This is a genomic window from Collibacillus ludicampi, from assembly GCF_023705585.1.
GTDB classification, from domain to species: domain Bacteria; phylum Bacillota; class Bacilli; order Tumebacillales; family BOQE01; genus Collibacillus; species Collibacillus ludicampi.
In genome coordinates, this window is the sequence record NZ_BOQE01000001.1 from 2,017,634 (window position 1) to 2,043,218 (window position 25,585).

Sequence of the window (25,585 nt, forward strand, 5' to 3'; positions counted from 1 at the left end):
AATCAGTGGTTCTGGTGTGATAAGAATCACACTTTGTGATCTGTTTCACAAACTAGACAAAATTCAGCAAAGAAAGAGCCTGTTTCAAAAAAGTGATTGAACCAGGCTCTTTTTTGAGGCTATTGATTCTATTGTTTGTGGAGTCTATTGACACCCGGTCGGAACATGATTGTTTTTCGAGAAAAGATATAATTTACAATTGTTTTTCCTCATTCACTTTGCGAGCGACCTCATTTTTATCCTCTTCCGACATGACACTGCTCGCCATAGGGAATAATACGTTGTCTTCTTTCATGATATGTGCCCGTAATACACTTTCCAACGGCTTGAACGCCTGTACTACGTCGGACTCACTGCCCTTATGATTTTTCAAATCTTGAAGACGCTTCCGAAAGGTCTCGTGGTTGTCCCGGATGATCTTGTGTTCGGAAAGCATGACCGCGATCGGGCCTGCATTTGTCCCGATATATTTCCCCAAAAGCGGAAATAAGATTTCCTCTTCGTAACGAAAATGTTTGTTAAGCTCTTCATGAACCATTTTGTCTGCTAGGTCGTAGGTTTCAGCATGATAACCGCCTGCCGTCCGGTCTAACACTTCCAGCAGTTCCGCATGTTCTTCGACAAACGACCATAATTGCGGGGAGACAGCCGCTTTCGCGTTCGAACTGTTCTCAACACTTTTTCTTGGTTCGCTTCCTATTTCCTGATTGGATACTGGACTCGGGGTGAGTACCAGCACCACCAGACTTTCCTCGATCGCTTCGATCGAGTGCTCTACATGTTTTTCGAGGCTTACCATATCGCCAGATTGTAGGATCACTTCTTCGTTTGCCTTGAATCGGATTTTACCCTGCAGCACGAATACCAAAATATCACTGGATGTCTTATGTTTCTCCAGAACCTTCCCTTTCGAAAAGGAGAATTGAACCACTTTTGACACCCCGTTATCCAACACGGGTCGGATAAACGATTCCGTAAAGTTTAAATGATAGACTTTCATCTGAATCCTCCTTTGAAGCGTGTCGATGGTTTTCTGGCTTTCGATTCGGCTTCAACCCGAATGTTGACTACACGCATGGGTATGAAAGGCATCGTATTATCAGTTTTCCTCCATAATAAACATTGATAATTTAACCTATCGCGAGTGATTCCCAGGAGTGTCAAAAGGTTGTTATTGCCCTGATACAAGTTCAAAAAGTACTGACTGTGAAGGCAGTACTCGATACGCGAACCGAATCGGAAGCTTTGTACATTCATAATAGAGTGGGGAAATCATCCGAGTTGTGATATAAATCACAATCAACTTTCAATGTAGCCCTCCATGCCGCAAGCGACGGCGCCATCAGAAGATGATAAGTTTCTTGTGTGGGAAGAGAGATTTAAGCTGCCTAATGCAACGGAGTATCTTTTGGGTGGGTTGTATCGCTTTGCAGCGCAGAGGTGAGTTGAAGGTCGTTCCGCTTCCTTAAACCGTTCAAGAGGCCATATGCTTTGCGCATAATAGCGACCTTGGAGGTCGTCTTGCAACATTTGTTTATTATTCCATGCAAGACGACCTCCACGGAGCATGAGCGCAAAGCATATGCCTCAATGACGACCTTCATCGAACCCAAGCGCAAAGCGATACACCCACCCAAGCACTCATTTTGAAGCAGCCTCAACCTCACGTTAAAGGTTTAGGCTGCTTATGTGTAGACTGAATGAAACGATCCTCCCCATAGATAACTCCCTTACCGTACGCATCTTTGAAAATGAATATTTAGCTGTTCAAAACTTCATATGAGAATCAATCATGCAATGAGTTTCGCATAACAATGAATAACAAGACTTTTGTGAGAGGTGTTCCTCCATGAAACCGATTCTCGGGATCCTCTCTGTATGGCAGGGGGATGAAAGTAAAGACCGTCCTTTCGGTTTACAGACCTCGTTCTTTGAAGCGATCCATAAGGCTGCATACTCATTAGGAATTGGTTGTTACGTTTTTTTTCCTCAAGATCTGGGCAACACAAACGGAAAACTACGTGCGTACTCCTTTCAAGGCAACACATGGATTGAATCTTTTGTCCCATTCCCGCATGTGGTTTACGATCGAATTCCGTTACGTTCTCTTGAAACTGATCCCGATTACATCAATTTCAAACGATCCATTCTCAAGTATACGGGTGGACGAATGTTCAATCGTACCGGGTTTTTCTCCAAATGGCAGATTTACTCCCAATGTAAGAAAGATCTCCCTAAAGACTTGCTCCTTCCTAAAACCGAGATGGTCGTTAAAGCTCAAAGCGTCATTCGGAGAGCATCTGACTGGGAAGAGGTTTGGTTAAAGCCGGATGCAGGAAGCTTGGGGAGAGGTGTTTATCGTCTGGTTAAGGAACCGTTTGGCTTTACTCTGGAATCCAGTGATCATTCTTCAATGGATCAACTAGGAGAAACGGAATTGGTATCCTTCTTGAAAGAACTGCTATCGACCGAGCATTATCTCATACAACAGGGGATTTCACGTGCTGAGTACAACCGCCATCCCTTTGATATTCGCATCTTGGTTCAAAAAAACGGCAACGGAAAATTTGTGATCACCAATCAATTCGCTCGTCTTGCCGCTCACGGACAAATCGTTTCCAACATACATGCGGGGGCTAACGGACATCCCCTAAAAGATTTACTCACTCAAGCCGAACGAAGCACGTTACGCAAACATGCACTTGCTTGTGCCCATCATCTCGATTCTGTTCTTCCGGGGACTATAGGGGAATTAGGGCTTGATATGATTCTTGACCGAAACAGGCGTTTCTGGTTTCTCGAAGCAAATGCCAAGCCTTTTTTAAAGATGGAAGAAGCCGATCCACGTTCTCAAAAGATAGCGAAGAGAATTGTTGAGTTTGCCATCTATTTATGCAAACAACCGCCTAAATACACATCAAATTTACTAAAAAAGGAAAGGAAAAATCGACAACGAAAAAAATTACTCCTCGATCAAGACCGAAGCTCTATCCGCACGCTTCGATAGGTCATTAAGAATGGAGAGAAACTTATTCGCTTCACGAGTAACATGATCGGCCAGTATTGGATTGATCAGACTTAAAACTTTGCATTGTCGGATCAGATCACGTGCATCTTTCTTAAAGTTACGCAGATCGGTGGTTGCCGACTGAACATCTCCCGTGAAGCGGGTGAGTGTTTGGAAGAACGAAGGTTCTGTCTGCTTCACCATAGATTCGAGATCGCGAGCTTGGGCTAACAGTTGATCAAACTCATCAGAGAATGTGCTTGCGACTGTCACCAGCTTTCTCTCCGATGGATCGAGTAACGAGGCAATAAATTTACTATGGTCGGCCATGATCCGAAGCCAAAATACATTTTCATCTACAATCTTATCTGCAAGAGGTTCGGACTTCCCTGCATTCAGATTTTCAAGTGTGAGAACAAAATACCCGGCTTCGCGGGCAGTGTGATCAATGAGTAGTGGAAAGTTAAAGCCCCTGATTTTGCAAGTGATGATCAACAAGAGAACTTTTGACTTGAAGTCTCGAAAGCGTCTCGTCAATGAAATGCTCCCCTCATTGAATCGGCGTACAACATCGGCATCCAGGCGCAACGATCTTGTTTCCGTCAATCGCCTGTCAAACATGTCGAAGAACTGATCCGCCTCCCGGATTAAATCCTTATCGTTTCGATCAAATCCTTCAGACATGAACAGCGCATGCTCCTTCATGATGCGTAACCAGAACAGATTTTCATTGATTGATTCCCTGATAAATTCCGATTCGGTTAAAACCGCCATCGTACTTCCCCCTCTTCATATACGCTACTCTAATGGTACGAATACCAAAAGGCTCATGCTCTCAGTCAAATACATATATTTCTGAAAAAAGGCTTGTCTCTGTATACTGATGACAACACCGTTTCGCGGAAGGACATAAGATAACTATAAATCCATCAAAAAGAGAAGGAGCCGAGTGATAAACATGAGCTTTCCGCTGTTTTGTTATACCGCCGGCCGAAACTGTCCAACCCCCGATACGAATATTCGATTATCAGAACTGATCGGGAGTCCTCAGGATATCACAAGACTGGAAAATGAGTTAGGAACCGGACTTCGTCGCGAATTGAATCGACTTGGTCGCAGGGCACTATCTCCTCTGCGTCGCCAGCATAAACGACCGTCTATCGAGTGCAAAATTCTCACCTTCCAATAACGAAAAAGAGATCGGATCACCCTATACTTTTTTTAATAATTGACTAGCGTCAGAATCAAAAACTTCTATCCTTCCATAGCTTATCTATAAAAGGGAGGGATAAGAATGGCTGTTAGTAGGTTATGTAGAGAATTTGCTAGAATTTTAGGTGCTCAACCATCTGTCATCAACGGTGTACTGCAACCCGTTCCCGTCTTAACATTAAAGCAAGGATTTTGGGAAGGAAGTCGAAATCGTTTCTGACGGTTCCACAGGCTTTCACGTTTGAATCAAGAGATGCAAGAGGGCGGGCTTTATGTCAAGGGGAAACCGTAATCTTGCAACGAGAGATTAACCCGTTTGTTTCTAAACTCCGTCAACATGGAATTAAGGTTACGGCATTACACAATCACTGGTTATTCGAAAAGCCGCGGTTGATGTTTATCCACTTTGAATCGATTGACCACCCGCTGGCTTTTGCCCGAAAAGTCCGTGATGCTCTGAGCGTTCTGACAAACCAATCAGTTGACCCGTAATGAAATAGAGTAGGCCGGAATGTAAAAATGAAAACGGTTGTAGTGAAAGGGAGAGCCCGAGTAACAACGTAAAAACACCGTCCCATAATTGAGGGACGGTGTTGCCATGTAAAGGATCGCTTATTAGAAGCCAAGACGCGTTTTCGCTTCCTCTGACATCTTGTCGGGTGACCATGGCGGATCCCAGACGACGTCGACCTTGACGGAGCGAATACCCGGTTGACGCCGCAACAACCGTTCGGCACCGCCGGCAATGGTATCGTGCATCGGGCAGCCTGGTGTCGTCAGCGTCATGCGAATATAAACGTCCCCATCCTCATTGCGAATCTCATACACGAGTCCAAGATCGATAATGTTGATGCCGAGTTCGGGGTCGTATACCTGTTTCAACAACTTGCGAATATCTGCAGTCTCCATACAAACCACCTCTCGTATTCATACCAGGTTTCCCTACTCAAGATCTGATCTGCCTAACGGGTGAACACTTTCGCAATCATGCACACATAGAACAGCGAGAAAAGAGAAAGCGCAACGCCGCTCCATTGCGTCCATACCATGTTGTTTAATCCAAGACTGACAATTTGAACGACCAGACTTGCTGCGATAGCAGCCAGCCCATAAGCGACACAACGGTCTTTCAGCAGATCGGCCATCGTTGGGATATTCCCTTTGCCGACATGAGGCCCATATTTGTGCGTCCACCAAAGAAATGGTACGATCTTCGATAAATATCCGAGAATCGTTAAGGCGACCCATCCCCACAGGTAAGCCCAAACGATGATCACAATCGCCCTTTCATCCATTACCCGCTCGGGAGCGAACAGAGTGCATGCGAGTGCGACCGTACTGATTACGGCAAGCGCCCGCGCACTGTAGACGGCCGCCAAAACGCCTGCGCCAGGACTTTTTTTGTGACGCGCATTACGGATACGCGTGATATGCATGTTGTATGCGTACACCGCTAATGTCAACAAACCGACAGCCGCACGGACAGCAGGAATGGGTGCGGCCGTCAGGAAGGCGACGGCTCCCGTAAAGACGGCGGCGTTCCACAAGAATAAAACGACGTATGACGTTCGGTTGGATACACCGTGCGACAAATAAAACATCGGCAACATTTTGTAGCTGAATCCTGTGATCAACAACCCAAACCACCCGATCGTTCCCATCCAGATATGGGTGTAAAACAGTCTTTCATGCCAAGCGGGCCACCATTGGAAGGCGAAATTGAGACCCATGAGGAGCCCGATCAGACCTGTCAGAAAGAGGAAGAGAAGCGCGCACGATGTACTGAGAGTGATCAGATTCCACTCTGCAGCCTGGATCAGTGTCAGCGTGATATTCACGACGAACAGGACGATACCGATCCAGGCCAGTGTGGCGAAGATGGCGATCCATTGTGCTTGCCCGGCGGCAAACCCGACAAGCAAACCGGCGGTGCCTACGGTATACAGCACATAGTGGACATACCCCAATGTACGGCTGAACACGTCCTTTTGGAGTACAACGCGTATGAGCTGATACACCGCTCCCATAGCGATCATCGTCGCCCAACCGAGTACCAGCAAATGAACGTGAAACCATCCCGCCGGGCTTCGCGGCTGATGAGTGATCCAACCGGCGAACTGCAAAAGCGTCGTGATATTGAACAGGGCGAAAGAGACAAGCCCCGTTGCGATAAAAAGAAAAGGAAGGAGGAACATGAGAGAGCCCTCCTTTACGTTTTTTGGATCATAACCCGCGCCGATCCATCTGGTTGATCCTCGATAGTATACGGATACCCGAGTGCCGTCAACTCTTCGAGCAAAAACACGGGAACCCGATCGTTATGAATGACGACCCGGTCACCTTTCCGGCATGTTTCCAAAGCTTTTAGGGTGCGGACCATCGGCTGCGGTGGCTCAAGTCCTCGGTTATCTAACTCAATCGTCCGCGGAGAATCGGCGTTCACCTCCATCGGAGCGATGGTTTGTCCCTTGTTGGGGAAACTGCCTTCGTCCCATTCTTTCTCCTTCAATTCTTTTTTTCGGCTCTTGGGAACAAATGTCACTTTCCAATGGTCTTTTGCCAACTGCTCCGTCTTGTAAGCAAAACCTTTCGCTCTCATGAGTCCAAGCAGCGGAACGGGTTTGAAGGTCGTGTGCAAAATGAACGTATCTGCAGGATCAAGCGTTCTGACCGTATCCATTATCAGTTGAAAAGGCTCAAGTTTTTTGCGCAAATGAGGGCGGACGTCCAATTCCACAGTTTGAGGGGCAGCTCCCATTGTCATCATCTCCTTACTGTGGCTGATCCATCACAACGGGACGGAGCGCTGCTTTTGCCGATTCGTACAGAGCCGCCATTCCGCCGTAAAGAGCATAGAAGAAAGCATCGGGCGCATCGAGCGAAAAAGACAAATACTGCTTCGGATCGATGCCCAGCATGTGTTCAAACAGGGCGGCGCTGTCATAGGCGTAAAAACAAAAATAAACGAATTGAAACTCTGGCATTTTCTCGTAAATGGTCGTAATGTCTTTGGCATAGAGCTCCACATGCTGCTCTGCCTCACGAATCATGGCGATGGCATCATCGAGGTCCACTACAATCCTGATCGTTTTCTCGTCGAGAACGGTAACTTTCGCCATGGTAGGGACCTCCTTATTTTTTTTCGATTTTTACCTGGAATAGGTCGGGTCCTTCTTCGAGATATTCCCAAGTGAATTGCCCCGGATGATCGATTCAAACTGGTATCGAAGAGGAATCGGATTATGGTCGTTAATCAGTAGCATGGCTTCTCCGGGCTTCAATTTCTCAAATGTTTCAAAAATCACCTTGTGTTTCAAATAAGGCGGATATTCCGGCGCGCGAACCGTGGCTGCAAATTCGTTCATTTATAATCTCCTCCTCGGGATGTGGTAACGGGATACCACTGATTATAAAAAGTTTAACCTCTTCTCATTGTGATGAGCGTCACATTCGCTAGAAGGAGGTGAGTCCGGCACAGAAATGCTTGCATGTATTGCCGCTGCCGTACAGGTAAGATTGATTCCAGCCAATTTTTTCTCTGAACTCTATTTTTTTAAAATAGTTAACCTAGATTTTTGTAAGCTCGTCCTCTATACTTTAGGGCGAAAAGCTGTTTTTTAGGTGCCTGTCCGACATAGGAGATGATCGTTTTGCTTTTTACATCCAAGAAAAAGGAACACTCATCATTTCCTTTAAAAAACAAAAACACTCGCATGGGATCTATCATTACCATCACCATGGTCATGATCATCTATATGATCACTTCAACAGTTGCACTCGTCCTGTATGGACCATTTGAAAATCTGCGCAGTGCAGTGATAGGTGCCATACTCACAAGCCGACATCCTTGGGTCATCACTCCTTTTTATTCGGCAGCTACCTTGGCAAAGTACCGTCCTGTTTCCTTCGATACGATGGATCGGGGAACGTTGCCGGCCGGCGACTTTGCGAACATTCACGATGACGAAATCGAAGTGGTTCCGATCCAAACGGCCAAATATTCCGGCAGTTTATTGATCGTTCATGATCCAAAACGCGTACATGTGGCAGTGACAAAACATTTAAACTCTGTCGGGGAAACAGTCAGTGAAATGGTGAAAGATTCCGGTTCGATCGCCGGTATTAATGCTGGAGGATTTTCTGACGGCGGACATGGTACGGGCGGTATACCGCTCGGTATTACCGTTTCACGAGGAAAATTCATATGTGGGGATAAAACCTCCCGCGAACCTGTTATTGGAATCACGAAAAGCGGCGCACTGATCGTCGGCAAATATACGTTTCAAGAGCTCGAACAATTGGGATCGAAGATGCGGTCTCATTCGGGCCGGAATTGGTTCGCGACGGGAAGCCTTTTTTAAAGGCGACCGATGGATCCTGGGGCTTCGCGCCGAGATCCGCAATTGGTCAACGCAGCGATGGAGCGATTTTGTTACTTGCCCTCTCAGGGCGGGGGAATGGTGGAATTGGCGCAAGCTTGCTCGATTGCGAGCAAGTGATGTTGGAGCATGGAGCTTATGTGGCGGCCAATCTGGATGGAGGATACAGTTCCGAGCTTTATTATAAGAATCAATTTCTTGTGCCTCCGTCGAATCCCCTTGGAGAAAGATACGTGGCGACAAGCTTCGTCGTGGATGGGGGAAATAAAACATGAGAAAAAAGTGGAGGATGAACAAAAAAATATCTATATGGACAGGAGTTTTTACCTTGTTTACGTTGATCCAACTGGTGACACTCCATGAGATCGATAAGTTTTTGCAGCCTCCCATTTCCCCGGTAATGGAAAGGAATACAACAACCAAGGAACAAGAAACAGTAACCGTCATGCCCCCAAATAACGCTGAGCAAGTGATGTACAGCCAAGATAAACAGTATATGGCTTATACAACAAAGGATACACTGACGATAGCCGGAAAGGGAGGAACCATTTTTCAACAAACGGTAGGGCAGGTATCCTATCTGAAATGGCTGGGAAATACGAACACTCTATTATATTTTGTCCAAGGCTCTTATTTGGACGCTTATTTACTGCCATTGCATGAAGCGAAACCCTATTTGATCTACGAATGGTTTGGAGATCATCGGACGGTTGAGAACACCTTTTTTTCCCCGTACATGGAATACTTGTATATTGAAATGAAAAACGGCTCGATGAATGAAATTTACAAGTATGACGCGGTAAGCGGAATCCGTCAATTGCCATTGGGAGATATTCAAATCTCACGCATTGATTATGACGAGCTTTCCGATACGATGAATATAACCAGTTCTTTTGGAGGAGTCTGGCGTTACATGAATGATCGATTGTACCGTCCGGACGGTTCGGTCGTCATACCGGCTGTCGCGGTTCATCAGCCGAATCCAAAAGTTGATAACCATCAACATCTTGAGGAAAAGAAACCATCATCCACGTCAAACAATGAAATGAAGAGACCCCACGGCAATACATCCAAAGAGTCTCCAGGCAACATGAAACAGGCTAATGCTACCGTCTCGCCGCCTGCAGCAAAAACAACAGGAAGTACGGAGGCGGACAAATCGCTAGCTGGTTCTTCTCCCCAGGTGAAAGCTCAAGTACAAAAATAAGTGATATCGCATCTTTTAAAGGAATTACGTAAAAATCAGAGGTAATAAGAGCAAAGATCATACGCTTATGTAAAGTTTGTTTTTTCTTGGTCAAAATCGCTATAAATCACCAACGGGACGAATTGCTTTCCCTTCTTTGAGGGATATAATGAATATCAACATTTGCAAAACGCCGAATCTGTGAAGACAGAGCGGAGGACCCAATTTGTGGGGTGAATCCAAATGATTTGGTAGGGTGTTCTTCTGCCGCCCGAACCCGTCAGCTAACTTCGTAGGCGATCTGCAGAAGCGGTCGAATGACGTCAAACGACCCTTCGTGGTCGTTTTTTGCTTTTTTTAGAGCAGCAATTGGGAAAACTACATGGGATCACCCAGTGAAGGGAGAGCGTTTTTCACGATGGTACATAGTCATTTGCTTCATCCTCTTCTCGTTATCGCCGCGGTCGTGGCTATCCTGTTTGCCATATCCAATTTCAGCAGCTTGAAGAGGATCATCATCGGGCGGCCGATGCGAACGAAGGAACTGTACGCGAAACATAATAAACTTTTCTGGTTTATGGCATTGCTCGTATTGGCGGCGGATCTCTATTCATCGGTTGCGTATGGTCCCGAAGCCGGTATGACAGAATTGGCTTCCCTGGGATCTGATGTGAAGTGGTTAATTTTACCGATCACGATAGCCACCGTGATTCTTCTCGGAATCTTGATCGCCTCTTATATCATGGGGGTGATGGCGTATCCCAATGGTGGAGGGGCTTACACGATCGCAAAGGAAAATTTTGATAAACCTTGGGTTTCGTTGATCGCATCCAGTGCCTTGCTGGTCGATTACGTCCTGACCGTAGCCGTTTCGGTGTCGGCAGGTGTGCAAGCTGTTGCTTCCGCTTATCCGGTGATTGCGCCACATGCGACGACCATTTCCGTTCTTTGTGTGATCGTGATTCTAATCGTGAATTTGAGGGGAATCTCAGAATCCGCCACGGTATTTGCATGGCCTACTCTCTTTTTCATGATCTGCATGGGGATTCTCATCCTCACGGGAATTTCTGATCAGTTCCAACACGGTTTTGTACAGCCGTCAACTCCGCCGTTTGGGGTCATGCCAAAGGGATTGACAACACTTTTGATCCTCAAAGCATTTAGTGCAGCGTGTTCATCGCTCACAGGGATCGAAACCATTTCCAACTCGGTGCCGGTTTTTCGCGATCCTGCCACGAAAAATGCCGTAAAAGCCTATATCGCTCTCGGTCTTATCACCGGAGCTACGCTCTTGGGTTATTCTTATGAACTTTATGTCAAGGGAATCTCCGTGAATCCGCAGAATACCATGTTATCTCAATTAGCGGGCGTCTATTTTGGACATAGTATCGTTTATCAAATCATGATCTGGTCTACATTTATCGTTCTTATCTTGGCCGCCAATTCTACGTTCACGGGCTTCCCGCAACTTGCGGCGCTTGTCGCGTCTGACGGATTTTTGCCGCGTGCCTTGACGGTTCGTGGCGACCGTTTGGGATATTCGAACGGAATGCTGATTTTAACAGCTCTTGCATCCCTGTTAATCATTGGATTTGAAGCGAGGACGGAAGCTCTGATTCCGCTCTATTCGATCGGTGTATTTGTGTCGTTTACCATCGCACAGATCGGTCTAGTACGCCGTTGGATCCGCGTGAAAGGTTCCTACTGGAAGGTAAAAATGTCCATGAACGCCATTGGCGCTCTTACGACCATCAGTGTTTTGATCGTTGTCGCTTCAACGAAGTTTACAGAAGGGGCATGGATTGTACTCATCGTCTTGCCCGCAATCATCTTCGGTTGCTTAGGTATAAAACGTCATTATAACCAAGTGGCCAATGAGTTGCGCATTGATTTTGAAACTCATAAACCGAGTTCCCATCACATACTAACCATTGTGCTCATCTCGGGGATCCACCGTGTTGTACTCAATACGATATCGTTTGCGCAGAGTCTCAACACCGATGTGGTTGCTGTATACGTGGGGTTTAACGAACAGGATATTGAACGAATGGAACAGAAATGGGAGGACTGGGGTTCTCCTTGCCGTTTGATCACGCTCAAGAGCGAATATAGGTCTCTCCTTGGTCCAATCACCCGTTTTCTTAAACGGATGGAAACGAAAGAAGGGAGGCCGGATCATGTTCACATCATCATTCCGCAATTTATTCCGAGAAAATGGTGGCACTATTTCTTGCATAATCAAAGTGCCCTGCTCTTGCGTGCCTGGTTATTGAGAAACAAAGACGTTGTGATTACCACTGTACCGTATCACTTACAAAAATAATACATCCATGTAAAGGAAAACTCCCCTGGCATTCGCAGGGGAGTTTTACATATATGTTCCATATGAAACCGGTACAAACGCATGATCACACTCTTTACGCGTAGATGATTCCAAATAGCTAGAACATAGGCGCATGTCTCAACCGCCGTATGTATTTAAAGCTTAAGCCGATCAAAAAGAGTAAAAACAAAAGAAGCGCCAAACTTCCCCAGACTCCGCCGATCATGGCGAACGAATCATAGATTCCATGTAAGAAAGCAGGAATGATATAAGCCCGATGGATAGGACCGATTCCCATTTTTGCAAGCGAAAAATAATATCCCATCGCAATACCGAAAAGCATATGCGCGGGAATCGCTGTGATGGATCGCAAAAACGCGACGGTGAGACCATAGCTTGTTACGTATAAAACATTTTCGACCATCGCGAACCCTAGCGCGACAGCGACGGCATATACGACTCCGTCGATGGGCTCTTCAAATTCACGATGGCGGTAGATCCCTCTTTGGAAAAATCCCGCTTTTAAAAACTCTTCCACCATACCCGCTACAAAAAAAGCCGTGAACAAAATCGGGTAGAGACCGTGGTGATCTGGATGCAAGGCTCTGCTTACGAGCAGTTGACGTTCAACGAGTCCGGCAGGGAAAGGGACAAGAGCTCCCATGATAAACATCCGCACAACTTCATGCTTAGGTTCCAGATTTCGTTGATCAATACCGTAAATCAAAAACATCAAAATGATGGCTGGTAAAATGGCGCTATAGATCAATATCAGCACTTGACGCCCTCCTTCTATAAAGGAAATACGTTAACGATTGATAGTCTGTCCAGTTGTCCACGGATCAACAAACAGATTGAACAACGAATGTGATTGGGGCGAATCATGATCAGACGATCACTGAATGAAAACCATGAAGTTGAGCAGAATACCTCTTGAATTCATGATGATTTTGATTCAGGAGGCATTTTATGAAAAACAGATACAGATTATTGCTCATATCACTCCTCATGATCTTACTATTGGATATAACAGCGTGTACGCGAGGTCAGGTCATGCGGGAACCGAATCAGCGTGCCAAAGTTCAGCAGATTCACTATAAGGAATGGTTGGAAGCGGCCAACCGAATGCCGTACGAAGAGCATCGCAAACATATACAAAATATGTCGCAATTATTTCCCGGTGTTGTTTTTTACAAAGGGAATCCCAATAAAAAATGGGTGGCATTGACGTTTGACGACGGTCCCGATAACTATTACACCTATAAAATCTTGGACATTCTTCACGAGAAGAAAGCTCCGGCGACTTTTTTCATCGTCGGAAAGGAAGCCAAGATGTTTCCCGAAGTGTTAAAAAGGATTGTCAGTGAAGGGCACGACATAGGGAATCATACGTGGGATCACATGAATTTCAACTCTCTAAATACCTCGAAAGTGAAACAAGAAATTCAAAAGGCAGAAGATGAGATTCAGAGAATTACAGGAAAAAGGACGGATTTGTTTCGCCCGCCATATGGTATAGCTACCGTCGAGGATATAAAGGAGATTCATAATCTCGGGTATCGAGTGATCGACTGGTCTGTCGATACAGTCGATTGGAAAGGGAGTTCCGCCCGGGAAATCCTTACGTTCGTCAATCAGGAGGTATCTCCCGGGGGGATTATCGTGCAACACTGTATGGCAGGGAAGAAAGGTGAACTAGACGGAACTGTGAAAGCGCTGCCTAGAATCATCGATCGATTGAGAGCGCAGGGTTACGAGTTTGTCACCGTCCATACACTTCTTGGTAGTTAGAAACGTTGTCTATCACTGGAATAAATACGTTCCCGGAAGCAAGTGAAGATCGGGCAGATGCCCATACTTCCTTGCTTTTTTGTTCATAAATTTTTTTGAAGAGTTCGCAAAAGGTAGGACTCATTTTTGCATGTCATGGTATACTGAGAGAAAACCATTCGGAGGTTCTGCCGTTTATGTTTACCATGATTCTCTTCGACGTCGATGGCGTCATGTTGAGTGAAGAAAGGTATTTTGACGCTTCCGCACTTACGGTGCATGAATTGATCAATAGTCCGCAATATCTGCGGGGGCGGGATGAGTTCTCTCCTCAACCGCAGGAAGAGGAGATCCGCAGGATTCGCAAAGAGGTTTTTGCTGACGATAAGGTACTTAACTTTATGAAGAGCCGCGGAATCAATGCGAACTGGGATATGGTGTTTTTACAATTTTCGTATCAGTTTGTCCGTGCGCTTTCATTCTTACATAAGAAACATGCGGGATTGGTGGAGCGGATCGCGCAGGAAGGAATCTCGCGTGACACTTTGCGCCAGGTGGGCGAATATCTGGAAGGCAGCGATTTTGCGCCCGATTATGCGGGATTTGTGCAAACGTTTCAAGCTTCAACGGCACAAAAACACGAACTTTTACTTTACCTAAACACTTTATTAACGCAGGAAACAGGCGTATCTGCGGAATTGTTTTCCCGCAACAGTTCCTTGTGGGTGATTTGCCAGGAAACGTTCCAAGAGTGGTATGTCGGTGACGAGCTCTATGAAAAAACGACCGGTGAAAAAACGCGCCAACCGGGAAAAAGAGGATTTCTCAAAGATGAAATTGCGATCGTGAATCCCCAGGCATTTGCCGCAATGCTCGCAGAACTGAAAGATAAGGGCGTGGAGCTAGGGATCGCGACAGGGCGGCCAACGCTGGAAACTCATGTTCCGCTAGAAGAGATGGGTGTTTTCTCCTACTTCAATCCTCGAAGGGTCTCGACCGCATCGGATGTGCTCGCAGCGGAAGAACAATACCCGGAGCGCGCGCCGCTGAGCAAACCGCAGCCGTTCCAATATCTGCGCAGCTTTCTGGGGGCGGATACGCCTTTGGCGGAAATCATGAATTACGAGATACCGTTGAAAAATGGGGACGAGATTCTGATCGTCGGCGATTCCGTAGCCGATTTCCTTGCCGCCCGCTCTCTCGGCTGCAAATTTGCCGCTACCCTCACCGGTTTGACCGGGCAGGAGGCAAGAGCAAAGTTTGAAGAATTGGGTGCTGACTACATTCTCAATGATGTATTGGAGTTAAAACAGATCGTGTGATTATCGTTCGCTTTGTTCACTCTATGCGCCGCCAAAAAAGTGCGGCGCATGAGATGAGGCGGCCAGTGGTGATAAGTTCAATCCACTTTCCTGTCTGATAGGATGAATTTGAGTCATTGACAGCATCCTTTCCATCTTCCCTTCCAATCTTTTGGCCAACGAGAAGGGGATTGAATGTTAGTGGTGCTGGCAATGGCTTTTCTTTTTCCAGCTATAGATGGCACTCGTTACGAAGAGCTTCATCATGGATTCTGGTTTTTGAGGTGTTTCCCACCATTTTTGAAGATCGGATCGGTTCTATGAATGAACTGTTGCAACGTATCCATATTTACGAGAATGATGCCAATGAGAATGACAAAAACACCTAAAAGCGATGCCCATGAAACTGCTTCGTGATACAAGAAAAACCCCAATCCCATGGCGATTAAGGGAGAGATATAAAGCCAAGTGGAAGGAAATACAGGATTCGTTTTGGCCACAAGCCAATAAAATAAGCTATGTCCTAACATGGAACCGAAAACGATTAAATACAAGAGTGAGAATATCGCATGTAGCTTCAGCATCCCCTCCATATGCACCCGTTCCGTAATCATCGACAGAATCAGTAGCAGAATTCCTCCATACATCATCTGAGCTGCATTCAATGCAATCGACGAATTATTCGAAAAACGTGGGATCACATGTTTCGAATACAAGGCCCCCATCGAATAACTGATTTCACCGATCAAAATCACGATACATCCGAGCATCCAAAGCATGCTTATGTGAACGGAAACATTAGGTAAAAGTAAAATGACAACGCCTATAAATCCTATGATACAACCCATGATGGATTTCATGGATGCCTGTTTACGAAGAACAAGGATCTGTAGCAATAAAATCATGATGGGCCCCGTAGCGGATAAGACCGCTGCGATTCCAGAAGTGACATATTGCTCACCCCAATATAAGGTGGAAAACGTGCCAAACGTTAAACACATTCCTGTGAATACCATCTCTTTTTTCAACAGCAGCGACCACTCAGCCCCTTTTTTCCACGCCATCCAAAGGAACAAAATCAGGCCTGCCAGAAAAAAACGAAGACCCGCTGAAAAAAGCGGAGGTGCTCCCGCATCAATTCCAACCTTAATTGCCAAAAATGTAGTTCCAAAAATCAAGCACATCAGAACATACCCAATTAGGATCATACCTCGCTCCTCCTTACATCTTCATTGCCTTACAACCCTGGTTCTTTTTGCAAGTATAACGGAAGGAATACAGAACAGATATGTTAGAATAGAACAGAATCCGGTTATCATGGCACGTGATGAAAGGGGGATCTCAAGGATGATAACAAAATCTCCTGTACAGGGTTTGGCAGGTCAAACCCATCGTCTGTTCGAGCAGGTGTATGATTATATCCTGAACCGGATTGAATCTGGAGAATGGAAGGCACATGACAAACTCCCCTCCGTTCGGTCCTTAGCCCAAGAACTGAACGTCCATCGATTGACCGTCTTTAAGGCTTATCAATTACTAAAACAGAACGGGAAAGTATATGTGAAAGATAAATCTGGCTATTTTGTCCATCCCGACTGTAGCTTGGCAGCAGAACATTTGGATGATCCCATCATTTCTTCCTATTTTCTAAAGCATCATCTATCGGAAATTCATGAAGCTCCGGTAACCTATTACAGTACCGCCATTGATATGTTCCGCTATCAAGGTGCTCGGATCATTCCCGTAGATATCGGTCCGGATGGTTATCATTTAGAACAGGTCGAAGTTTATATGAAGCAGTATAAACCTCGTCTCTTTTACATGAATCCCACATTTCAAAACCCGACCGGCTATATCGTTCCATCGGAACAGCGTAAGAAGTTGGTTGAGCTTGCTGAACAATATCGCTGTCTTCTCGTCGAGGATGATCCATTTCGCGATATTTATTTTGGTCAAGAGCCGCCTTCACCACTTTTTATTTATGACACGGCAGGGTGTGCCATCTATATCCGAAGCTTCAGCAAATATGTGGCTCCTGGTCTACGTATTGCCGTTGTGGCATGCCGTCCCGTCTTGATGAAAACTCTTTTGACCGCGAAGTCCTTATTCGACAACGGCACGCCTTTGTTGAATCAAAAGATCTTTCTGCATTATTTCTTTTCTTCACGATTGCAACAACATCTGAAAAAGCTCCGGATAGCATTACATATCCGTAAACAAATGATGGAGGAAGAATTGGCTTCTACCGATTGGAAATGGATGGGCCCAAAAGGAGGTCTCAACTTATGGGTGAAACTGCCGGATACGATCTCCATGGACTTGCTCCTTGCCAAAAGTTTGGAACAGTCTCTTTCCTTTGTTCCGGGTGCCATCTGCGACCCACTGAAGGAGCTAACCTCGTGGATTCGGTTGAGCTACTCCTATGTGAACGAGCAGCAATTGCGAGAGGGTGTAAAACGCCTGGTTGATCTCTACCAATCGTTAATCGCAAAATAGGGGGGTGACACCCAGTATGTTAACAGGAGGTACTTTTCTTTTTCAAAGTGAATCTTTTTTTCGTTAACCATTTTTACAAGTATATCGGACTCAACTTCAAAGGGTTGAGGGGAGAGATACCTCCTCTGCGTCGGTTTAAGATTGTTTGATTTTGGTTGTTATCTTTTGGGGATACGTTCAGTAAGTGGGCGTTGATAGAATGAAGACCAGAATTATTAACGCTATATTTAGAGGTGAATATACAATGGCCATGAAGACAACAGCTTGCCGCATACTGGACACTCTCAAAATTCCATATACGCTACACGAATACGATTGGGACGAAGATTCACTAGATGCCGTTACAGTAGCAGGAAAATTGGGGATTTCGCCGGAGCAAATTTTCAAGACACTAGTGGTACGAGGGGATAAAACAGGTGTTTTTATGGTATGTATTCCGGGTAATAAAAAACTAGACCTAAAAGTGTTAGCAACCGTCAGCAAAAATAAGAAGGTCGAAATGGTTCCAGTCAATGATCTGCAAGCTTTGACTGGGTACATCCGAGGTGGCGTTTCACCACTTGGTGTAAAGAAACGTTATCCGATTTACATTGATGAATCCGTTGAAGACTTAGATCCTGTAATTATAAGTGGTGGGCGTCGGGGTCTCTCAATCTCTTTAAAAGGTGCAGACCTTGTGAGAGCATGTAAAGCGACCCTCTGCCCCACATCTCGAAGCTAATATCTACAACCATTCATGCTTTCACAAGAACGGTGGGGGAGAAAAATATGATGAATCTGCATATTCTTTTAAAAGGGGCTATCCCCAGTAGATTTTATCTACTTTTGGGACAGCCCCTTCTCGTGTCAATCGTTGAATAAAATCACTTTCATCGCTTTTTCTTTGGCAGCATTGCTAAACACCTCATACGCCTTCATGATCTGATCCAACGGAAAGCGGTGGGTGATCAATTGTTCTGGTTTGATCTTCCCAGACTGCACGGTATTTAACAGCATCGGTGTCGTACTCGTACTAACCAGTCCGGTCGTGATCTTCACATTGCGAATCCACAATTGTTCCAAATGAAGCTCGACAGGCTTGCCGTGTACACCGACGTTGGCCAACCGTCCGCCGGGCTTGAGGATTTGCTGACAGATATCGAAGGTCACCGGGAACCCAACGGCCTCAATCGCTACATCGACGCCTTTTCTATCTGTTAATTCCATCACTTGCTCAACCGCATTTCTCACGGAGCTGTTGACTGTTTTGGTGGCTCCGAATTTTTTGGACTGCTCCAAGCGGTTTTCGTCGAGGTCGACCATGATGATCTCGGCCGGCGAATAAAGTTGCGCTCCCAAGAGTGCCGACATCCCGACTGGACCGGCTCCAACAATGGCGACCGTATCCCCCGGCTGAACTTCGCCGTTGATCACTCCGATTTCAAAACCCGTCGGCAAGATGTCGCTCAACATGACAAGTGCTTCCTCATCGCTTCCCGGAGGAATATGATACATGCTCGTATCGGCATAAGGGATACGGACATATTCCGCCTGGGTACCGTCGATCAGGTGCCCCAGAATCCAACCTCCGTCTTCACAGTGGGCGAACATCGCTTTTTTGCAATAATCACATTTTCCACAGGCAGTGACACAAGAAATCAACACTCGGTCGCCAGGCTTAAAATTGCTCACAGCCGAACCGACTTCTTCCACAATTCCGACACCTTCGTGTCCCAGGGTTCGGCCATCAGTTACTGCCGGTACATCACCGCCTAAGATATGCAAATCCGTGCCGCAAATCGTCGTTTTGGTGATTCTTACGATTGCATCCGTCGGTTTCTGAATCGTCGGCTTGTCCTTCTCCACCCACTCGATCTTTCTCGGTCCACGGAACACAAGCGCTTTCATAAATGATACCTCCTAAGTTTTAGTCGCATCGGTCTAATCCAGACCGATTCTATGAATCCTCTACCGCTGTCCAACGTTACAATCATTCGTGCCATCTTCGCTTTTGTTAAACGTGATGAAGGCCCATTTTGGATAGTCATATATTCTCCGAAATCCCCATCTATCATGTATTTACCTATGTATCGGTTTCAGCGCATAAGAGGTTGTGCTGTTCATGTTCACTGGATTTGTTATTCGACCTGTGTTGGATACTGGTTATCAAATGTAGAGAACCCTTTGTTGTCAAACTGAGAATAAAAAATCTTTACTTGGATTAAATTACCTTCGATGAATGAATGACATTGAGGTGATTACTCATGCGTTACACTCGATTGTGGATGAGTTTGACGATCGTATTTGTGCTGTCATTTGCAGTACTTGGTTACTATGGCAAAGAAATTTATCATGTCATGCCTCCCATACCAAAGCGAGTAGTAACAAATACATGTCATGTATTGTTTACCGAACAGAATATCAAAGAAGGCCAAAACGTATGGCAGTCCATGGGTGGGCAAGAGGTGGGAAGCGTTTGGGGCCACGGCGCCTATGTCGCCCCGGATTGGACAGCCGATTGGCTCCATCGGGAATGCGTCTGGATTTTAAATACGTGGGCACAGGCACAATACGGGAAAACCTATGATGCGCTTGATGAAGAAACAAAGGCGGCACTTCAAACAAGATTGCAGAAAGAAATGCGAACAAATACTTATGATCCGAATACCGGTGACTTGGTAATTTCCCCTCTACGGGCTCAGGCTTTTGCAGCTATAAGCCAACATTACTATTCATTATTCACGAATGATCCCAAGCTCGCTAACTTGCGTGATGCGTATGCCATCCACGAAAATGCCATTAAAAATCCTAATCTTGTTCCATCTCTAAATGCATTTCTGTGATGGGCGACATGGTCTTGTGCGACCAATCGTCCGGGTGATACGATTACCTATACCAACAACTGGCCGCATGAACCGCTCATTGCCAACAATGCCACGGGTTCGATGGTTGTTTGGTCCGTCGTGAGTTTTGTGCTGCTTCTTGCAGGGATTGGTGCTTTGGCTTGGTATTATGCGATCCAAAAGCATGCTGAAACAGAGGAAACGTTTCCCGAGAAGGATCCGTTACTTGCTCTATCCCCAACACCGTCCATGAAAGCGACGCTAAAGTATTTCTGGGTCGTCGCAGCTTTGTGGGTCGTGCAGGTGGCATTAGGTGCCATCACAGGTCACTATTAAGTGGAAGGAAGCAGTTTTTACGGAATTCCGATCGCAAAATGGATTCCTTATTCCATCACGCGGACGTGGCACACGCAATTGGGCATCTTCTGGATTGCCACCGCTTGGCTCGCCACGGGTTTATTCATGGCCCCAGCGGTTTCCGGGTATGAACCTAAATTCCAACGATTTGGCGTCAATTTTCTGTTTGTCTGTTTGCTCATCATTGTGGTCGGCTCAATGGCCGGTCAATGGTTTGCCGTCATGCAGAGACTTGGTTTGAACACGAACTTTTGGTTCGGTCACCAAGGATATGAGTACACGGACCTCGGCCGGTTCTGGCAGCTCTTTCTGACAGTAGGACTTTTTCTCTGGTTATTCTTGATGGGACGGGCACTTTGGCCAGCGTTCCGTAAATCCGAAGAGAATCGGCATTTGCTCGCTTTGTTTTTACTCGCGTCCACAGCGATTCCGGTTTTCTATATACCCGCTTTGTTGTGGGGACAACATACCCATCTTGCCATTGCCGAGTATTGGCGCTGGTGGCTGGTCCATCTGTGGGTGGAAGGCTTCTTCGAAGTTTTTGCGACCGTGGTCATCGCGTTCCTGTTTACCCGTATGGGGCTGCTGAGAATTCAAACGGCGACCTCTTCCGTTCTTTTTTCGACGATCGTCTTCTTGTTTGGTGGGATTATCGGGAGGTTCCATCATTTGTACTTCAGCGGAACTCCGACCGGAGTCTTGGCGTATGGAGCAACCTTTAGCGCGCTTGAAGTGGTACCCTCCGAGTCCAACCGCCCATTCTGTATCGAAACCTGTTAACGGATTGGAGAAAAACGGAGAACCAAGAAAAAGTGTCGAGAACAGTTCGAACGTGAAAGCGGCTGTCTCCCCGCAATTATGGTCGTTTGTCGAGGAACATGCGGAACTGCTGGAAGTGTTAGACCGGGCGGCAGGCGGTTATCAGGCTGAACCCTACGACTTAGCAGACAAAATGATTCATGAAGAACTGAACAAACATTTTCGTTACGAAGAGGAAATCTTATTTCCGCTTCTGGGGAAATATATCGGGACAAATGCAGGCCCGATCGCGGTCATGCTTTCCGAACACAAGATCATTCGGGATAACCACGAGACCTTTCGGAAGCGTCTTCAAGATTTGAAAAAACATAAGTGCAGTGAGTCAGATGTCGTACAGGCGTTCAAGCCATTGGAAAGTGTATTACGGGCACATATCATGAAAGAAGACAATGTATTATTCCCGATGGCGAGCAGTGTGATGTCGGAAGAGGATCAAAATGAGGTCGCTTGCAGAGTGAATGAGGAAAAGCAAAAGTAACTCATAAATCAATAGCCTAGAAAGAGAGCCTTTTTCAATAAAAAATGATTGAAAAGGCTCTTTCTATGTGGAACGATTAACATAACCCAAGTGAACAAAATTGTTAAAACAGGGGGTATCTAAAGATGAGAGAACGAGTGGGTAACTGTGTACGTTTGAAAAGTAGAAATATAGAAGCACCGTAAAATCATCTGCGAAGAAGCAAATGTTTTACGGTGCTTTTTTCATGATAACGATCGAATCATCCCTTATGGGTTAAGCTCCTCTCAAACTGTTCAACTATTCCTTACATTGATTGTGATTTATATCACAATGTGAAGATTTCCCCTGCTCTATAATGGTTTCATCACGGTTCTATTCGAAGTCAACCAGAAGAAGAGAGGGTGTTCACATGTTACGTGCGAAAACGTTAGAAATTGTTAAATCCACGGTACCTGTATTAGAACAACATGGGAAAGAGATCACTACCCATTTTTACAAGATGATGTTGGGCAATCACCCAGAGCTGTTGAATATATTTAACCATGCAAACCAAAAACAAGGTAGACAACAAACGGCGCTTGCCAATGCTGTTTATGCGGCTGCGGCACATATCGACAATCTTGAGGCGATCATGCCAACCGTTATACAAATTGCTCACAAACACAGAAGCTTAGGCATTAAACCAGAGCATTATCCAATTGTGGGTAAGTACTTACTGATGGCCATTAAAGATGTACTGGGAGATGCAGCAACGGATGAAATCATCGAAGCATGGAGGGAAGCGTATCAAGCCATTGCCGATGTATTCATCAGCGTGGAAGCGGACATGTACCGGCAAGCCGAACAACAAGAGGGCGGTTGGGCAGACTTCAGGAATTTTGTGGTAGACAAAAAAGTGAAAGAAAGCGATGTGATCACGTCTTTCTATTTAAAACCGGAAGATGGCAAGGCGATCGCTTCATTTCTACCCGGACAGTATATCAGTGTAAAAGTGTCGATCCCAGGAGACCAATACACGCATATTCGTCAATACAGTTTATCTGACTCACCAGGTAAAGATTACTACCGCATCAGTGTCAAACGTGAAGACGGAAGTGCTGACAAGCAAGCAGGGGTTGTCTCCACGTTCCTGCACAATCATGTACAAGAAGGCGACATTTTGCGAATCAGCGCGCCCGCAGGAGATTTTGTGCTGAATATGGAAAAAGAGACGCCTGTTGTACTGCTCAGTGGCGGGGTTGGATTGACGCCTATGATCAGCATGTTGAATACGATTGTTGAAAAACAGCCTGGACGTGAAGTCACGTTCATTCACGCAGCGATCAACAGTAAAGTGCACGCGATGAGAGAGCATGTCGCCCGCTTGGCGGCCGAACGGGAACATGTACGCTCTTTTGTATGCTACTCAAATCCAACGGATGAAGACAGAAAGTCCGGCAATTTTGATAAAGAAGGTTTTGTCGATTTGGAATGGCTTCAGACCATCGTGCCTTCTCCTCAAGCGGACTTCTATTTCTGCGGCCCTGTTCCCTTTATGAGGTCGATTTATCATGCTTTGAAACAATGGGGAGTAGCCGAAGAAGCGATCCACTTCGAATTCTTTGGTCCCAAAGGGGAACTGTAAGAACAACCTGTTCTGAAGTCAGAATGAATATGTAAACTCCAGAATCAATGGATCACAAAGGAAGGAAAGAGCCTGTTTTCAATCACTTATTATTGAAACAGGCTCTTTTTTTTGTGCGGAACGAGCGAAACTCGATCCGTTTCAACCGATTCGTGATTTCCAATAGTGATTCATGTCACAATGATTATTCGTCGACAGGATTATAATGAGACCAATCAAGGTGTTTCCACAGTAGGATTCGATCGAATCATATGCTGAAGGGAGATTTCATCAATATGTCTACTCTTGAATGACCACATGTTGAATGACCACATGTTGAATGACCACATGAAATCTCCCGTCGGGAGAAAGTAGAGATTTGCCGCATGGTTGCTATCGGTTAGGAGAAAAATAAGGCGAAAAAACTTCTATTTAAGTAATAAATAATAGGGAGGACGATCATATGTCTGTTCATCAAACTTCGTCGATCGCATGGGAAAGGACTCATATAGAAGGAATATTGAGCAAGAATCTCATCGAATATCCGGAGGGTACGGTAAAACTTGTTTTGTTGGAGTCTGGTTCTGCATATCCGGAGCATCAACATCCAGACCGGACAGAGTATGTATACGTTTTGGAAGGATCCGTGGTCTTGTCGGTTGGGGAGAGTGAGTACACTTGTCAGATTGGAGATTGTATTATTATTCCTGTCAATGAACGTCATGCGCTTCACAATCAGACGGATAAACGAACGGTTTTATTGATAGGCGCTATTTTCCATCAGAAGGACGAATCTGAAATCACCAAGCAAAGAGTTCGTCAAGAAAACCTGAAAAACATTATTCGTGAAATCATACAGGAGGAATTACAAAGCTTTTATCAAAAGATTGAAGATCTCATTACATTTGATAATACGAAAAAATAAAGAAAACGCCATTCATTGCCGTTTGAAGGGCTTATTCTATCAAAACCAATTGCTAGAGTATAGATTCCCTTTTCCCCGTCCAAAATGAAACTATCAAAAGGTTTCGGGGGGAAGAGACATGCGCAAGCTGGTTTCCTATCTATGTCTGATCGTGATGGCGGTCGGTATGGTGACCTTGCTTACATCACAAGGGACGAAAGCGGAAATGGAAAATTCGTCTTCCGTATTGGAGCAGGCGTTTCTAGCGACAGATGCTCAAGTGGAACAGTATTCGGTACGCGGTTTTGCCGTGAAGAAGAACCAATGGATGGAATGGGAAGACGTTTCCCGTCTGGCACATGCCTTGGCCGCTTCCATGAACATGAAGAACATCAAACAGGAGAATACAAAGCAAGCGGATGAAAACCAAGTGCGTCTCTACGGACAATGGGATGATCAGACACATATTATGGTATCGGTTCTCAGCATGAAAAAGTCGCAGATGGACGTACAAACGATAACGATCATCAAAGTGGATCGGCAGGGGAATTCTTGGCAGCCATTGAATTCCATCCAGAAACGCCTTCGTTATACAGCTCTTTTCTACGGCATTCCTATGGAAATCAGCACGACATTGCAAGGAACAGTTGCTGCCTATTGGAATGAAAAGCAGCAAGAACAAATCATCGGCCGCGTGTTCAGAACCGTGGGAGCGAAAGAAGTGGAAGGTTTGCAATCTCCAAAAGTAACCAGCATTTCTGCGTATACCCCTAAGATTGCAGAGCATATCGTAAGCCGTCAACGGCCGATCAATCTTCAAGTTGCGGCACATTATGATCAGTACCGTCAGAAAACGCATGTCGTGATCGGGAGTCCAGTGATCACGGTGGAATACTGAGGACGATTGGTAAGAAATCAATCTTCTCAACCCTTCAAGAATTTGTTA

At 45.6% G+C, this 25,585-nt stretch carries 24 protein-coding genes, 3 pseudogenes and 1 riboswitch; of the genes and pseudogenes, 17 read left to right on the forward strand and 10 right to left on the reverse strand.

Translation table 11 applies throughout. The annotated features are described in order from the left end of the window. Positions 1–193: 193 nt before the first annotated feature. Positions 194–1,000, reverse strand: coding sequence for a hemerythrin domain-containing protein (locus DNHGIG_RS10180; protein ID WP_282199516.1), 807 nt, complete (start codon positions 998–1,000; stop codon positions 194–196). 849 nt (positions 1,001–1,849) lie between these two features. Here DNHGIG_RS10180 and DNHGIG_RS10185 point away from each other — a divergent pair. Then, positions 1,850–3,007, forward strand: a complete 1,158-nt coding sequence (locus DNHGIG_RS10185) for a YheC/YheD family endospore coat-associated protein (RefSeq protein ID WP_282199517.1) — start codon at positions 1,850–1,852, stop codon at positions 3,005–3,007. Here DNHGIG_RS10185 and DNHGIG_RS10190 read toward each other — a convergent pair. Next, positions 2,963–3,781, reverse strand: coding sequence for a DUF2935 domain-containing protein (locus DNHGIG_RS10190; RefSeq protein WP_282199518.1), 819 nt, complete (start codon positions 3,779–3,781; stop codon positions 2,963–2,965). The genes DNHGIG_RS10185 and DNHGIG_RS10190 overlap by 45 nt on opposite strands. A 520-nt stretch (positions 3,782–4,301) precedes the next feature. On the opposite strand from DNHGIG_RS10190, the pseudogene DNHGIG_RS10200 reads away from it, so the two are divergent. Next, positions 4,302–4,702 (forward strand): annotated as a pseudogene (locus tag DNHGIG_RS10200) (DUF1259 domain-containing protein); the annotation flags it as partial. A 132-nt stretch (positions 4,703–4,834) separates the two neighbouring features. On the opposite strand, the gene DNHGIG_RS10205 reads toward DNHGIG_RS10200, so the two are convergent. From DNHGIG_RS10205 to DNHGIG_RS10225, 5 genes and pseudogenes are all read right to left on the reverse strand, one after another. Beyond that, positions 4,835–5,128 carry a metal-sulfur cluster assembly factor gene (locus DNHGIG_RS10205; protein WP_282199521.1) on the reverse strand — a complete coding sequence of 98 codons (294 nt, stop codon included), beginning with the start codon at positions 5,126–5,128 and terminating at the stop codon, positions 4,835–4,837. Between the two features lie 53 nt (positions 5,129–5,181). After that, on the reverse strand, positions 5,182–6,414 hold the full coding sequence (locus DNHGIG_RS10210; RefSeq protein ID WP_282199522.1) for a heme-copper oxidase family protein: 1,233 nt from the start codon (positions 6,412–6,414) through the stop codon (positions 5,182–5,184). 14 nt (positions 6,415–6,428) lie between these two features. Continuing rightward, positions 6,429–6,977: a DUF2249 domain-containing protein gene (locus tag DNHGIG_RS10215; RefSeq protein WP_282199523.1), complete on the reverse strand. Its 549-nt coding sequence runs from the start codon at positions 6,975–6,977 to the stop codon at positions 6,429–6,431. A 13-nt stretch (positions 6,978–6,990) separates the two neighbouring features. Next, positions 6,991–7,338, reverse strand: a complete 348-nt coding sequence (locus DNHGIG_RS10220; protein ID WP_282199524.1) for a hypothetical protein — start codon at positions 7,336–7,338, stop codon at positions 6,991–6,993. Positions 7,339–7,351: 13 nt separating this feature from the next. After that, positions 7,352–7,584: pseudogene (locus tag DNHGIG_RS10225) on the reverse strand (DUF2249 domain-containing protein). 285 nt (positions 7,585–7,869) lie between these two features. Between DNHGIG_RS10225 and DNHGIG_RS10230 the strand changes: the two are divergent. The 4 genes from DNHGIG_RS10230 (at position 7,870) to kimA (ending at position 12,107) form a co-directional block, all read left to right on the forward strand. After that, a complete protein-coding gene (locus DNHGIG_RS10230; RefSeq protein WP_282199525.1) occupies positions 7,870–8,580 on the forward strand; it encodes a hypothetical protein in 711 nt (236 codons plus the stop codon). Beyond that, positions 8,523–8,873 (forward strand): phosphodiester glycosidase family protein, encoded by a 351-nt coding sequence (locus tag DNHGIG_RS10235; RefSeq protein ID WP_282201402.1) that lies wholly within the window; start codon positions 8,523–8,525, stop codon positions 8,871–8,873. Before DNHGIG_RS10230 ends, DNHGIG_RS10235 begins: the two co-directional genes overlap by 58 nt. Before the next feature lie 53 nt (positions 8,874–8,926). Continuing rightward, complete coding sequence (locus DNHGIG_RS10240) at positions 8,927–9,805, forward strand: hypothetical protein (protein ID WP_282199526.1); 879 nt, start codon at positions 8,927–8,929, stop codon at positions 9,803–9,805. Between the two features lie 160 nt (positions 9,806–9,965). Beyond that, positions 9,966–10,098, forward strand: a riboswitch (cyclic di-AMP (ydaO/yuaA leader). 104 nt (positions 10,099–10,202) lie between these two features. Beyond that, positions 10,203–12,107 (forward strand): potassium transporter KimA, encoded by a 1,905-nt coding sequence (gene kimA, locus DNHGIG_RS10245; protein WP_282199527.1) that lies wholly within the window; start codon positions 10,203–10,205, stop codon positions 12,105–12,107. A 118-nt stretch (positions 12,108–12,225) separates the two neighbouring features. Here the strand turns inward: kimA and DNHGIG_RS10250 are convergent, their stop codons facing one another. Then, entirely contained in the window at positions 12,226–12,885 is a 660-nt protein-coding gene (locus DNHGIG_RS10250; protein ID WP_282199528.1) for a PrsW family glutamic-type intramembrane protease, read from the reverse strand. 191 nt (positions 12,886–13,076) lie between these two features. Here DNHGIG_RS10250 and DNHGIG_RS10255 point away from each other — a divergent pair, with 191 nt between their 5' ends. After that, positions 13,077–13,898, forward strand: a complete 822-nt coding sequence (locus DNHGIG_RS10255) for a polysaccharide deacetylase family protein (protein ID WP_282199529.1) — start codon at positions 13,077–13,079, stop codon at positions 13,896–13,898. 176 nt (positions 13,899–14,074) lie between these two features. Next, complete coding sequence (locus tag DNHGIG_RS10260) at positions 14,075–15,199, forward strand: HAD family hydrolase (RefSeq protein WP_282199530.1); 1,125 nt, start codon at positions 14,075–14,077, stop codon at positions 15,197–15,199. Positions 15,200–15,441: 242 nt separating this feature from the next. Here the strand turns inward: DNHGIG_RS10260 and DNHGIG_RS10265 are convergent, their stop codons facing one another. Next, positions 15,442–16,386, reverse strand: a complete 945-nt coding sequence (locus tag DNHGIG_RS10265; protein ID WP_282199531.1) for a DMT family transporter — start codon at positions 16,384–16,386, stop codon at positions 15,442–15,444. A gap of 139 nt (positions 16,387–16,525) precedes the next feature. Between DNHGIG_RS10265 and DNHGIG_RS10270 the strand changes: the two genes are divergently transcribed. Together DNHGIG_RS10270 and ybaK are read left to right on the forward strand one after the other, a co-directional pair. Further along, a complete protein-coding gene (locus DNHGIG_RS10270) occupies positions 16,526–17,674 on the forward strand; it encodes an aminotransferase-like domain-containing protein (RefSeq protein WP_282199532.1) in 1,149 nt (382 codons plus the stop codon). Between the two features lie 244 nt (positions 17,675–17,918). After that, positions 17,919–18,395, forward strand: a complete 477-nt coding sequence (gene ybaK / locus DNHGIG_RS10275; RefSeq protein ID WP_282199533.1) for a Cys-tRNA(Pro) deacylase — start codon at positions 17,919–17,921, stop codon at positions 18,393–18,395. A 125-nt stretch (positions 18,396–18,520) separates the two neighbouring features. Here the strand turns inward: ybaK and DNHGIG_RS10280 are convergent, their stop codons facing one another. Next, on the reverse strand, positions 18,521–19,561 hold the full coding sequence (locus tag DNHGIG_RS10280) for a zinc-dependent alcohol dehydrogenase family protein (protein WP_282199534.1): 1,041 nt from the start codon (positions 19,559–19,561) through the stop codon (positions 18,521–18,523). A gap of 449 nt (positions 19,562–20,010) precedes the next feature. Between DNHGIG_RS10280 and DNHGIG_RS10285 the strand changes: the two are divergent. From DNHGIG_RS10285 to DNHGIG_RS10315, 7 genes and pseudogenes are all read left to right on the forward strand, one after another. Beyond that, positions 20,011–20,553 (forward strand): annotated as a pseudogene (locus tag DNHGIG_RS10285) (nitric-oxide reductase large subunit); the annotation flags it as partial. A gap of 63 nt (positions 20,554–20,616) precedes the next feature. Next, positions 20,617–20,832, forward strand: coding sequence for a hypothetical protein (locus DNHGIG_RS10290; RefSeq protein WP_282199536.1), 216 nt, complete (start codon positions 20,617–20,619; stop codon positions 20,830–20,832). Then, on the forward strand, positions 20,833–21,633 hold the full coding sequence (locus DNHGIG_RS10295) for a cbb3-type cytochrome c oxidase subunit I (RefSeq protein ID WP_282199537.1): 801 nt from the start codon (positions 20,833–20,835) through the stop codon (positions 21,631–21,633). It begins immediately after the preceding gene. Continuing rightward, positions 21,560–22,150, forward strand: a complete 591-nt coding sequence (locus tag DNHGIG_RS10300; RefSeq protein ID WP_282199538.1) for a hemerythrin domain-containing protein — start codon at positions 21,560–21,562, stop codon at positions 22,148–22,150. Before DNHGIG_RS10295 ends, DNHGIG_RS10300 begins: the two co-directional genes overlap by 74 nt. Positions 22,151–22,541: 391 nt before the next feature. Beyond that, entirely contained in the window at positions 22,542–23,756 is a 1,215-nt protein-coding gene (gene hmpA, locus DNHGIG_RS10305; protein WP_282199539.1) for an NO-inducible flavohemoprotein, read from the forward strand. A 442-nt stretch (positions 23,757–24,198) separates the two neighbouring features. Continuing rightward, positions 24,199–24,660: a cupin domain-containing protein gene (locus DNHGIG_RS10310; RefSeq protein ID WP_282199540.1), complete on the forward strand. Its 462-nt coding sequence runs from the start codon at positions 24,199–24,201 to the stop codon at positions 24,658–24,660. Between the two features lie 118 nt (positions 24,661–24,778). Next, on the forward strand, positions 24,779–25,537 hold the full coding sequence (locus DNHGIG_RS10315; RefSeq protein ID WP_282199541.1) for a YwmB family TATA-box binding protein: 759 nt from the start codon (positions 24,779–24,781) through the stop codon (positions 25,535–25,537). The last annotated feature ends 48 nt before the right edge of the window (positions 25,538–25,585 follow it).